Here is an 11,782-nt window from a genome sequence, read left to right as displayed (position 1 = left end):
GAGTGACCCATGAGCGCGGTAAATCGTGCAGCGGTGGAGGCCGTCCTTCGCCAGTACACCGATCCTTATTTGAATCAGGACCCTGTCAGCGCCGGTTGCGTGCGGGCCATCGACATTCAGGACGAGCGTGTCAGCGTTAAATTGGAGCTCGGTTACGCTGCCGCGCTGTTCAAGACCGGCTTCGCGCAGATGCTGCAAATGGCCCTCGAAGGCCTGGACGGCGTGACCTCGGCCACGGTCGAGATCGACACCCTGATCACCGCGCACAAGGCCCAGGGCCAGGTGCCGGGGCTGGCCAACGTCAAGAACATCGTCGCCGTGGCGTCGGGCAAGGGCGGGGTGGGCAAGTCCACCACGGCTGCCAACTTGGCGCTGGCGTTGTCCCGCGAAGGTGCGCGGGTGGGCATTCTCGATGCCGATATCTATGGCCCGAGCCAAGGCGTGATGTTCGGCATTCCCGAGGGCACGCGGCCTCAGGTCAAGGATCAGAAGTGGTTCGTGCCGATCCAGGCCCATGGCATCGAAGTGATGTCGATGGCCTTCCTGACCGACGACAACACGCCGATGGTCTGGCGCGGGCCGATGGTCTCCGGGGCGTTGCTGCAACTGATCACCCAGACCGCCTGGAACGACCTGGATTACCTGGTCATCGACATGCCGCCCGGCACCGGCGACATCCAGTTGACCCTGGCACAGAAGGTCCCGGTGGCCGGCGCGGTCATCGTCACCACCCCGCAGGATCTGGCGCTGCTGGATGCCAAGAAAGGTGTCGAGATGTTCCGCAAGGTCAACATCCCGGTGCTGGGCATCGTGGAAAACATGGCCGTGCACATCTGCTCCAACTGCGGCCATGCCGAACATCTATTCGGCGAAGGCGGCGGAGAGAAGCTCGCCTCGCAATACGGTGTGGAGCTGCTGGCCTCGTTGCCGCTGTCGATGCTGATCCGCGAGCAGGCCGACGGTGGCAAGCCGACCGCCATCGCCGAGCCGGAAAGCCAGATCGCCATGGTCTATCAGGAACTGGCCCGCCACGTTGGCGCGCGCATCGTTTTGCAGGAAGCCGCCGCGCCTGCGATGCCGAATATCAGCATCAGCGACGACTGACTCTGGCGTTCACAGTGGTCTGACAGTGGCGGCCTGAAACGCTCCCGCTGTCAGTACCGGGCAGTGAGGGCGCGTCGATCAGCTCGGGCTCGAATCGCAGGCAATAAAAAACCCCGCTTTTAAGGGCGGGGTTCTTTCAAGCGAGAAAGCGCAAGTTAGATAACTTGTACTTCTTCAGCCTGCATGCCTTTCTGGCCGCGGGTAGCGACGAAAGAAACCTGCTGGCCTTCTTTCAGGCTTTTGAAGCCGTCAGCCTGGATGGCTTTGAAGTGTACGAACAGGTCGTCACCGGATTGTGGGGTGATGAAGCCGAAGCCTTTCTCATCGTTGAACCACTTGACGGTACCGGTTTGGCGATTGGACATGGTGTATCTCCTTGGACAAAGTTAACTGCGGCGAGAGAAAGCCCCTGGCCGAGACTGAGTGCAAAGAGCAGGAAAATTCATGGAGATGGTTGGATCGAAATTCAACATCGTGTAGAGATTCTCAGTGACACAAGCAACACAGTGGACGCACCTTACCCCTTTTTCGGGAATGTGCCAATGCCAATCAGAGCTTTATTTCCCCAGATGACCGACGGTTTGCAGGCCACGCCGTTCGCAGTCTTTGTGCCCGAAGCCCGAGCCCGGTAAGATGCCCCTCATCTTTTTCACCTCGCTATTCAGGACAACGCCATGAGCATCAAATCGGACAAGTGGATTCGCCGCATGGCGCAAGAGCACGGCATGATCGAGCCCTTCGTGGAACGCCAGATGCGCGGCGAAGGCGCTGACCGTCTGATTTCCTTCGGCGTGTCCAGCTATGGGTACGACGTGCGCTGCGCCGACGAATTCAAGGTGTTCACCAACATCAACTCGGCGACCGTCGATCCGAAGAACTTCGATGCCGGCAGCTTCGTCGACGTCAAGAGTGATGTCTGCATCATCCCGCCGAACTCCTTCGCCCTGGCCCGCACCGTCGAGTACTTCCGCATTCCGCGCAACGTGCTGACCATCTGCCTGGGCAAGAGCACCTATGCGCGCTGCGGCATCATCGTCAACGTGACGCCGCTGGAGCCGGAGTGGGAAGGCCACGTGACCCTGGAGTTCTCCAACACCACCACGCTGCCGGCGAAGATCTACGCCAATGAAGGCGTCGCACAGATGCTGTTCCTGGAATCCGACGAAGAGTGCGAAGTGTCGTACAAGGACCGCGGCGGGAAATACCAGGGTCAGCGTGGTGTCACACTGCCACGTACCTGATCGCGCCCCTGTTTGCGCCGTTGGTCATCTGGAAACTGAATTAGTCCGAAAAAGCGCACTCTATTGACTGAACTGTTCCCATCCGCCGTTGCGGATGGGGTCATCGCTCAGGAGTGCCCTATGAAGACACAACGCAAAACCAGCAGCAAGGAAGGCGACCCGGGACAGAACCAGGTTGGATTGCTGGCTTGGTCGCTGTTAGCGCATCCCCATCTGAACAACATGGTTGCCGGAGGCATCCCCGGCCAGCCCACGCCCGATACTCCCAACGAATTCCCGCAGCCCGAAGAGCCCGGCGAGCCGACGTTACCCGACGAACCGCCTCCCGCGCCGGTGGCCTGATCCGCAGGCCCCTGAACCCGTAGCAGTCCGGCTTGCCGGCGGCAGCGATCTCAAGAACGCCCCGCCGGCAAGCCGTGCTGCTACGAGGGTACTTGGGGTTACGGCTTAAATGGCCTCCCACACCGCGCCATCCCCTACCACATACACCCGGCTGCCGGGCTGGCGTTCGATGTTCATCCCGCCCGTAAATGCGCCAAACGCTGGCAGCAGGCTGACCTGCGGCTGCATATAAAAGCAGGGCAGGCGCAGGCGCTGTCGTCCTTTGCCCATCAGTCGGTAGGCCGGATGCACATGCCCGGCCAGAACATGGTGGTTGGGATGTGGGTCGGGTTCGTGTTGCAAGGCGAAGGGCCCCAGCAACAAGGGCTCGGGCACAACCTCAAAATGCAGGCTGGCGGGCGGATCTCCCGCGCGTTTGTCGTGGTTGCCGCGAATCAGGGTGATGGCCAGTGAGGCATGTCGTTCACGCCATGCATGTATGGCCGCCAATGTGGCGGTGGCATGGGATTCCGGAGCGTGAAGAAAATCACCGAGGAAAACCAACCGCTCGCAGTCGTAGCTTGCCAGCAGGTTGTCCAGCCGCTGCAGATTATGGTCGGTGGTGCCATGGGGCACCGGCTGGCCGAGTCGGCGATAGGCGGCCGCCTTGCCGAAGTGCGCATCAGCGATCAGCAGCGCCCGTTCGGTGGGGTAGTAGATGGCTTTGTCAGCCAGCAGCCAGAGCTCGGCCCCGGCCAATTGAATGGCCAGATAAGGTCTCATGACGTGGTTTCCTCGCTGATCTTAGGCCCGGCGGCTTTTTCCAGATCCCGCACCATGCGCGCGATCCGGTCCGACAGCTTCTCGGTGCTCATGCTCTCGCGCATGCGCTCCACCAAAAGCGGAAAGGCCATCGGCGTTGGGCGCTTGATCAGGTGCAGATCCAGCGTGCGTTGGTTGATGCGGCGCAAGGTGTCTTCCAGGCGCCTGACATCCAGTTCCTGGCGCAACACTTCCTCTTCGGCCTGGGTCAGCAGCAGATTGCCCGCGTCGTACTGTTTGAACACTTCGAAAAACAAGCCGCTGGAAGCCTGTAACTGGCGGTTACTTTTCGGTGCACCGGGGTAGCCGGAAAACACCAGCCCGGCGACCCGGGCGATTTCCCTGAAGCGGCGCAGGGCCAGCTCGCCGGCGTTGAGGCTGGCGATGATGTCGGCCAGCAACTGGTGTTCGCTGAACAATTGCGGCGTCAGGTGCTGGGCCCAGTCGACCTCGGTGGCGCTCAACAGCTCGAAGCCGTAGTCATTCACGGCAATGGAGAAGGTCAGCGGCGTGTCCCGGCTCAGGCGCCAGGCGAGCAGGCTCGCCAGCCCCAGATGCACATGGCGCCCGGCGAAGGGGTAGAGAAACAGGTGCCAGCCTTCCCGGGACTTGAGCACTTCGGCCAGCAACGAATCCTTGCGCGGCAGGGCCGACCACTGGCGCTGCACCTCAAGTAGCGGGCCGACGCTGCGCATTTCCGGGCTGTCGAACACCTTGTGGGCAGCTGCGTCGAACCGGGCGACCACGGCGTCAGCCAGTTCGCTGGACAGTGGCATCCGCCCGCCATTCCAGCGTGGGACGGCGGCCTTCTTGCTCGTAGCCCTTTTCACATAGGCGGTCATGTTTTCCACCCGCACCAGTTCCAGCAAGCGCCCGCTGAACAAAAAGCCATCACCGGGTTTCAACCGGGCGATGAAGCCTTCCTCGACACTGCCCAGCGACCCGCCGCCACCGCCTTTGCTCCAGTACTTCACGTTGATACTGGCATCGCTGACGATGGTGCCGACGCTCATGCGATGGCGCCTGGCCAAGCGGGCATCCGGCACGCGCCAAATGCCGTGCTCATCGGGCTCGACCCGGCGGTAGTCCGGGTAGGCGGTCAGCGAAAGGCCACCATGGCGCACGAAGGCCAGTGCCCACTGCCATTCGGCGTCAGTCAGTTCGCGATAGGCCCAGGCCGTACGAACTTCGGCCAGCAAGTCGTCAGGCACGAACCCGCCGCCAAGCGCCATGCTGACCAAGTGCTGTACGAGCACGTCCAGCGGCTTGTAGGGCGATTCCCTGGGCTCGATCAGACGCGCTTCCACTGCATCTCGCGCGGCAGCGGCTTCCACCAGTTCCAGGCTGTGGGTAGGCACCAGCGTGACCCGCGACGGCCGGCCTGGTGCATGCCCGGAGCGTCCGGCGCGTTGCATCAGACGGGCGACGCCCTTGGCCGAGCCGATCTGCAACACGCGCTCGACCGGCAGAAAGTCCACGCCCAGGTCAAGGCTTGAGGTGCAGACCACGGCCTTGAGATGGCCTTCCTTCAACGCGCGCTCGACCCAGTCCCGCACCTCGCGCGCCAGTGAGCCGTGATGCAGCGCTATCAGCCCGGCCCAGTCAGGCCGCGCCTCCAGCAGCGCCTGATACCAGATTTCTGACTGCGCGCGGGTGTTAGTGAACAGCAGGCAACTGGCGCTGCTGTCCACCTCGGCCAGCACCTGCGGCAGCATGCGCAGCCCCATGTGCCCGGCCCAGGGAAAGCGCTCGATGGCGGGCGGAATCAGGGTGTCAACGATCAGCTCCTTGACCACCTTGCCCTCGACCGTAGTGCCGTTGTCGCCCACCAGCACCTGCTGCGCATGGGCCTGATTGCCCAGCGTTGCCGACAGGCCCCAGACGATCAGCGCAGGGTTCCATTTGCGTAACCGCGCCAGTGCCAGTTGCAACTGCACGCCACGCTTGTTGCCGATCAGCTCGTGCCATTCGTCGACGACGATCATTTTCAGCGTCGAGAAAACCGCCTGGGCATCGGCGCGGGTCAGCAGCAGCGTCAGGCTCTCGGGCGTGGTGATCAGCGCGGAAGGCAGGCGGCGCCCCTGTTTGGCCCGCTCGCTGCTGCTGGTGTCGCCGGTGCGCAGGCCGACGCTCCAGGGAATCTGCAGTTCGCTCAGTGGCGCTTCCAGGGCGCGCGCGGTGTCAGCCGCCAGCGCGCGCATGGGCGTGATCCACAGTACGGTCAAGGGCGCAGCGGGCGGTTTGCGTTTGCGAGTTGTTTCAGCAGCGGGCGCTGCGGGTTGGCGGGCGAAGCGTTGCAGCGCCGCGAACCATACTGAGTAGGTCTTGCCCGCGCCGGTGCTGGCGTGCAGCAGCCCGGATTCGCCGCGGGCCACGGCGTCCCAAACGGCTTTCTGAAAGGCGAAGGGCTTCCAGCTGCGGGCGGCGAACCAGGGTTTGGCGAGGGAGGTGGTTTTCGACATTCGACGGCTCTGACCGGGTTTAAGTCAGAGACCGCCGCTTGACGCAATTAGTTTGATGAGGGTGGCGCTCAGACGCCCTTGGGGCCTTTGACCGCGTCGATGCTCTGCACCACGGCTTCCTCGGCCGCGACTTCGGCCTTGGTCTTGAGCTTGCTCAGCTCTGCGCCGGCCTTGTGGATGCGGGCGCGGGCAATTTCCATGTCGCTGCGGCTCTTGTCCAGCAGCGCCTTGGCCGAACAGTGGCCGGTGATGCCACGAGCCAGCACCGCGCCGCCAATGGCCAGTTGCACCAGCCCGAAAATGCCGCCACGGCGCAGACCCTTGCCCATCATCAGGACGCCGCCGGCCAGCGAGCCGATGCGCTCCCAACCCTGGACGTTCTGTTCCGGAACGTCGTGCAGTGGGCGTTCAACGCGTTTCAGGATCGGGGTATCACTCATGATGCGTTCTCCATGAAAGGTAAGGTCCCTAAAGCTGACTGTCACAAAGGCAAACTGTTCAATGCGTCTGTCGCAACATACGGACTCAGGTGCGATCGGTTTCGCGACCGAACTGCGGCCCGGAGCGGGTGTTGTTGCCCTTGGCCATGCGGTCGTACAACACCACGTTGACGGTGGCGGCCAGGTTCATGCAACCGATGGTGGGGATGTAGACGACGTCCTCGCACCAGTCGCGGATTTCCTTGTCCAGCGAGCCGTCTTCGGGGCCGAAGATGTAGATCGCGCGATCCGGGTGGGTGTACTCGGGCAGGGCGCGGGCGCCTTCCACCAGCTCGACGGCCACCGGTACGCAGCCCAGCGGGATGATCTTTTTCAGGTCATCGATGCCGATCAGCGGGATGTCCTGATGGATCTTCTTGGTGTCGGTGACGAAGTCCCGCGCCCGCTCGTAGCGCTTGCCGGTGTAGAACACCGAGGCCACCCCATAGCAGCCTGCCGCGCGCATCACGGAACCCACGTTTTCCGGGGATTTGGGGTTGTACAAGCCGATGCAGGCGTAACGTTTGTTGGCCACGGGGGAGGGTGCTCGCAGAAGAAAGCGCGGGATTATACGGGAGCGGCAAGTGTTGCGGGGTTTGCGAGCACTGTAGGAGCCGGCTTGCTGGCGAATGCGGTGTGTCATTCACAACATTTGTGCCTGAAAGAATGCATTCGCCAGCAAGCCGGCTCCCACAAGAAAGCAGCTCGCAAGCGAGGTACTACTCGTCTTTCTTCATCATCCCCGCCAGCGCCGCGAACGGGTTGTGCGTGGCCTTGGCGGTTTTCGGCGAGCCCAGCGACGAATCGGAGAAGTATTGCTGGTCGGTGTAACGCGAGTGTTCGTTGTCGTGGCAGAACAGGCAGAGCAGTTCCCAGTTCGAGCCGTCCTGCGGGTTGTTGTCGTGGTTGTGATCACGATGGTGGACGGTCAGCTCGCTCAGGCGCTTGCCGGAAAACTCCCGCGCGCAGCGGCCGCAGACGTGGGGATACATCTTCAGCGCCTTGTCGCGGTAGCCCATTTCCTTGTCGCGCTTGGCGTCGGCCAGGATGCGGTCAAGCTTGGAGGTGTTGGCGGAGCTCATGGTGTCACCTGATTCGTGTGCGGTTGGCAATGGGGCAATTCTAGCGCTTTGCGCACGATCGGGCAGCAGCGCGTGCGGCTGGCAATTTCCGTGCACAGGAGTAGCCTGAGGCCTATTCGAAGATTGGCGGTGGAGGCCAGCGATGAAGGGTTTCATTTGGGTTGCAATCATCGCGGTGCTGCCGGTAGCCGCGCACGCTGCCGAAAGTCTGCAACCGGTGCTCAACACGCCGGAACCGATCGCCGCCACGGCCGGTTCGCCAGGCACTGCAACGCCCACACCGTATCCGCAGATTTCGCCGCCCAGCTTTCCTCACGTAGGTGGGCAGGGCAATCCGCCGTTGTTGCCAAAGATCCCGCAACCCGGGCCGCCGAAGGAGGATGAGCCGTTGCCGGGGCTGCAGCCGCCACCACCGGCCAAACCCAACCCGTGATGTTGCAGATCCGTAGCAGCACGGCTTGCCGGCGGGGCGGTAGGTCTGTAACGAATGCGTCGTCTGACACACCGCTCCCGCCGGCAAGCCGCGCTGCTACGGGATCATTTTTCATCGCCTCGACAGTTCACTCCTGCTGCGCCAGCACCTGCCCATCCATCATGCGCAGCCGCTTGGACATGGCAATTGCAATGGCGCGGATGATCTTGGCGGCGACTTTCGGCGCTTCGTTGATCATCTTGTCCAGCGAGTCCTTGCCCAGGTTGAGCAGGTAGCAACTCGAGGCGGCGATGCAACTGGCCGAGCGGCGTTCGCCGTCCAGCACGGCCATTTCGCCGAAGGCGCGGCCACTGCGCAGTACCGCTGTTTCCACCGGCTTGCCGTCGCCATTGAGCTTTTGCACCGACACCGTGCCCGAATGGATGATGCACATGAAGGTGCCTGCATCGCCCTCGTTGAAGATCGCCTCGCCCTTTTCGATGCTGCTGATGCTGAAGTAACCGGCGGCCGCGGAAAAGTCCGCAGGGCTCAGGGCCAGGAACAGGCCGCAGTCCATCAGCATTTCGCGGATTTCATTGTTCAGAGATGACGGTGTCGGCATGGCATGTACTTGTCGATGGAGTGAAGAAGAAATCTGACCCGCAAAACGGCTCCGGACTACAACGCATCCGGAGCCGTCTGATAGACCCTTGGCCGTTACGAAGTTCCTCAGGTCAGTTGCAATACCTTGAAGATAAATCCGTATTCGAGCGCCACGTCACGCAAACCCTGGTAGCGGCCGCTCATGCCGCCGTGTCCGGCGCCCAGCTCGGTCTTGAGTAGCAGCAGGTTGTCGTCGGTCTTGTGCTCGCGCAATTTTGCCACCCACTTGGCCGCTTCCCAATACTGCACCCGACTGTCGTTGTAGCCGGCGATCACCAACATGGCCGGATACGCCTGGGCGGTGACGTTTTCGTACGGCGCGTAGGCCTTGATCCGCGCGTGTACCTCGGGCTCCTGCGGGTTGCCCCACTCGTCGTATTCGGTCACGGTCAGCGGCAGATCGGGGTCGAGCATGGTGTTGAGCACGTCGACGAACGGCACTTCGGCAATCGCTGCCTTGAACAGCTCGGGGCGCTGATTGACCACTGCGCCGATCAACAGACCACCGGCGCTGCCGCCGCTGATCACCAGTTTGTCGGCGCTGGTCAGGTTGTGTGCAATCAGGTGTTCGGCGCAGCTGATGAAGTCGCCGAAGGTGTTCTGTTTATGCTCCTGCTTGCCGGTGCGATACCAGTTTTCGCCCAGCTCGCCGCCGCCACGCACATGGGCGATGGCAAAGGCGATGCCCCGGTCGAGCAGGCTCAGGCGGGCGTGGGAGAACCACGGGTCCAGGCTTTCGCCGTAGGCGCCATAGCCGTACAGATACAGCGGCACCGGCTGGCCGGCCAGCTCGCGCTTGACCACCAGGCTGATCGGCACCTGCGTGCCGTCCGCCGCTGTCGCCCACAGGCGCTGGCTGATGTAGGCATCGGCGTCGAACACACCCAGAACCGGCGTTTCCTTGAGTACAACCTGTTCCCCCGTGGCCAGAGTCAGCTGGCGCACCTGAGGCGGGCGGTTCAGCGACTGATAGCGCAGGCGGATCTTGTCGCTCTGGAATTCAAGGGTGTCCTGCACATAGAGGTTGTAGGCCGCGTCCGGCAGTTGCACGCGATACGCCGGTAAGCCTTGTGGGTGAACTTCCACGATCGGCAGGCCGCCTTCGCGCAGGCTCAGGGTCAGGCCGCGGGCGTTGAGGCTGAAGCCGTCGAGCATCACGCTGTCGCTGTGGGGGATGAGCGTTTGCCACTCGCTGCGCTGGGGCACACCGCTGGTTTTTTCCGGGGCGTGATACAGCGCGAAATTGATCCCGGCCTGGTTGCTGCGGATCAGCCAGCTCCAGGTGCCGTCGATCAGGCCGTGATCCGCCGAGTATTCGTGGCCTTCGCTGCGCGGCGCCATGCAGACGAACGCTTGCTCCGGCTTGTCGGCATCGAGTACCCAGCTTTCTCCGGTGGTCTTGCTGTCCAGCGCCAGGATCAGCTGGCGTTCGGAACTTGACCGGTAGCAGTGCAGGAAAAACCGCCCGTCCGGCTCGTTGAATACCAGATCGGCCGAATCGTTGCCCAGCCTATGGCGGTAGAGCTTGTGCGGGCGATGGGTTTCGTCCAGCTCGCCGAAGAACAGGGTCTGGCTGTCGTTGGCCCAGGTCATGCTGCCGTCGCAGTCTTCGAACGGCAGGCTGGTGACGGCGCCGGTGGAAAGCTCCTTGACGAACAGCTGGTAGACCTCTTCACCGGTGGTGTCCAGGCTGTAGGCCAGGCGCCGGTGGTCGGGGCTGATATTGAAGGCGCCCAGCGAAAAGAAGCCGCCACCGGCCAGCACGTTGGGGTCGAGCAGCAGTTCTTCGGCGCTTTCATCCACCGTTTGCGAGTCGTCGGCCGGGCGCGGGCAGCGGTAGTGGCGGGCGTATTCGTCGCCCTCGGTGGTGCGGGTGTAATACAGGTACGGCCCCCAGGGCGAAGGCAGCGACAGGTCGGTTTCCAGAATGCGGCCCTTGATCTCCTGGAACAGCGTCTCGCGCAGCGCCTGCTGGTCGGCCAACTGACGTTCCTGATAGTGGTTTTCGGCCTTGAGGTAGTCGAGCACCTCGTCGGTGTCGCGATTCTGCAGCCAGGCATACGGATCGGCGCCGTCGGCCTTGCGGGCGATCGGGGCGCTGGGGGAGTTCACGGAAGAAGGCATGCTGGGCTCTCTCAAAGGGGCTGCGGGCTGCTACGGCTCGGGCTGTGGGGCGATAACTGAAGCCGGTTAAGCCAGGCTTGCGAAAAGTCGTTATCATAAGCGCCTCTGTGCGACACGCGTAGCGTGTCTCCAAGACTTCGAGATGTAGAGTCATCTTGAAGGGGCTTCGGAAGGAGTCCAAGAGCTTGGGTATCCAACCCCAAGAATCAAAACCAACCCAGAAGTCCAACGCTTTCAAGGACTTGTCGCAGCGGCGAATAGCGTAAGCCTAAGGTCGATCAAGCGCTCGGTAGCTCGACCGCAGAGCCGGAACCCCCGGTTTTGGAGTGCATACTAATACTTGCCGTGACACGGCATAACCCATGCGGGAGTGAATCCCCGCTGGGGTTCCTCCTGCTTTTGAAACAGGAGGTAACAAATCTTCGAGCTTGCTGCCCCGGCAGTTCTGGCTCTCATCAAACTGGAGACCCGAGCGAAAGCTCTGTCTGTCATTGTCCATCAACTTCGTTTTCGAGGTAGAAGCGGACTCGTTGTGCGACCAACGATAGCCTAGGAAAACATGCGTCACTGGTAACGGTGGGGTGTGAAGCTTTTCCGACAATGTAGTCCCCGTAAGGGTGTGCATATACCGCGAGGTGATGCACAGATGCTCGGAGCAGTGCCGGGTTGAGACGCTAGGCTGGTTGGCATGGGTAACGTAAGTGAACTGCTGATAAACGCCGTAATTATGAACAAGCCAAAACTGCTGTCAGGCTTGAGCCAAAAGGCATGTGGTCGGATACCTCTGTAGAGGCTTGAGGTACGTCGTCATTGGACCGCCGGTGAAAAGGCAGACCCTAAACCAATCGTGTGACAGGCAGGGAACGTGGTAAGCCCGTATGGCTGCCTTCGGGCAGGCGAACCGCAAGGGGAGCTGTTGGCTGTGCGGGTATGGGATCGCAGAGAAAGCGAAAGCCGGGCTGTAATGGTTCGGATAGGGGTTGGAACATCACCCCACGGGAAACCGGGCAGACTTCTGCGTGGTCTTTTATCGCATGAACTCTGAAGTGAGCTTGTCTCAATAAACCTGTGG

At 62.0% G+C, this 11,782-nt stretch carries 12 protein-coding genes; 4 read left to right on the top strand and 8 right to left on the bottom strand.

Going from position 1 to position 11,782, the window contains the following annotated elements; genetic code table 11:
- Window positions 1-9: 9 nt before the first annotated feature.
- On the top strand, window positions 10-1,104 hold the full coding sequence (gene apbC / locus AC1MEK_RS03890; protein WP_480394949.1) for an iron-sulfur cluster carrier protein ApbC: 1,095 nt from the start codon (window positions 10-12) through the stop codon (window positions 1,102-1,104).
- A 155-nt stretch (window positions 1,105-1,259) separates the two neighbouring features.
- Here the strand turns inward: apbC and AC1MEK_RS03885 are convergent, their stop codons facing one another.
- The gene (locus tag AC1MEK_RS03885) at window positions 1,260-1,469 is read right to left on the bottom strand and encodes a cold-shock protein (RefSeq protein ID WP_008365925.1); all 210 of its coding nucleotides are present in this window, start codon (window positions 1,467-1,469) and stop codon (window positions 1,260-1,262) included.
- 309 nt (window positions 1,470-1,778) lie between these two features.
- Here AC1MEK_RS03885 and dcd point away from each other — a divergent pair, with 309 nt between their 5' ends.
- Complete coding sequence (dcd, locus tag AC1MEK_RS03880) at window positions 1,779-2,345, top strand: dCTP deaminase (RefSeq protein ID WP_427558209.1); 567 nt, start codon at window positions 1,779-1,781, stop codon at window positions 2,343-2,345.
- 120 nt (window positions 2,346-2,465) lie between these two features.
- Window positions 2,466-2,687, top strand: a complete 222-nt coding sequence (locus tag AC1MEK_RS03875; RefSeq protein ID WP_480394948.1) for a hypothetical protein — start codon at window positions 2,466-2,468, stop codon at window positions 2,685-2,687.
- Between the two features lie 105 nt (window positions 2,688-2,792).
- On the opposite strand, the gene pdeM is transcribed toward AC1MEK_RS03875, so the two are convergent.
- The 5 genes from pdeM to AC1MEK_RS03850 all read right to left on the bottom strand — a co-directional run bounded on the left by pdeM (window position 2,793) and on the right by AC1MEK_RS03850 (window position 7,511).
- Window positions 2,793-3,449, bottom strand: coding sequence for a ligase-associated DNA damage response endonuclease PdeM (pdeM, locus tag AC1MEK_RS03870; RefSeq protein ID WP_480394947.1), 657 nt, complete (start codon window positions 3,447-3,449; stop codon window positions 2,793-2,795).
- Window positions 3,446-5,950: a ligase-associated DNA damage response DEXH box helicase gene (locus AC1MEK_RS03865; RefSeq protein WP_480394946.1), complete on the bottom strand. Its 2,505-nt coding sequence runs from the start codon at window positions 5,948-5,950 to the stop codon at window positions 3,446-3,448. The genes pdeM and AC1MEK_RS03865 overlap by 4 nt, the downstream gene beginning before the upstream one ends.
- 68 nt (window positions 5,951-6,018) lie before the next feature.
- On the bottom strand, window positions 6,019-6,390 hold the full coding sequence (locus AC1MEK_RS03860; RefSeq protein WP_480394945.1) for a YgaP family membrane protein: 372 nt from the start codon (window positions 6,388-6,390) through the stop codon (window positions 6,019-6,021).
- An 85-nt stretch (window positions 6,391-6,475) separates the two neighbouring features.
- Window positions 6,476-6,964, bottom strand: coding sequence for an RNA methyltransferase (locus AC1MEK_RS03855; RefSeq protein WP_480394944.1), 489 nt, complete (start codon window positions 6,962-6,964; stop codon window positions 6,476-6,478).
- Window positions 6,965-7,148: 184 nt separating this feature from the next.
- A complete protein-coding gene (locus AC1MEK_RS03850) occupies window positions 7,149-7,511 on the bottom strand; it encodes a YajD family HNH nuclease (protein ID WP_480394943.1) in 363 nt (120 codons plus the stop codon).
- Between the two features lie 142 nt (window positions 7,512-7,653).
- Between AC1MEK_RS03850 and AC1MEK_RS03845 the strand changes: the two genes are divergently transcribed.
- Window positions 7,654-7,944, top strand: a complete 291-nt coding sequence (locus AC1MEK_RS03845; protein WP_480394942.1) for a hypothetical protein — start codon at window positions 7,654-7,656, stop codon at window positions 7,942-7,944.
- 127 nt (window positions 7,945-8,071) lie between these two features.
- On the opposite strand, the gene AC1MEK_RS03840 is transcribed toward AC1MEK_RS03845, so the two are convergent.
- Window positions 8,072-8,545 (bottom strand): cyclic nucleotide-binding domain-containing protein, encoded by a 474-nt coding sequence (locus tag AC1MEK_RS03840; RefSeq protein WP_480394941.1) that lies wholly within the window; start codon window positions 8,543-8,545, stop codon window positions 8,072-8,074.
- Window positions 8,546-8,652: 107 nt separating this feature from the next.
- A complete protein-coding gene (locus AC1MEK_RS03835) occupies window positions 8,653-10,710 on the bottom strand; it encodes a S9 family peptidase (RefSeq protein ID WP_480394940.1) in 2,058 nt (685 codons plus the stop codon).
- Window positions 10,711-11,782: the final 1,072 nt, after the last annotated feature.

It is taken from the genome of Pseudomonas sp. 2 (assembly GCF_056627435.1).
The sequence above is the reverse complement of the archived record's forward strand: the minus strand, read 5'-3'. Positions and strand labels throughout refer to the sequence as shown.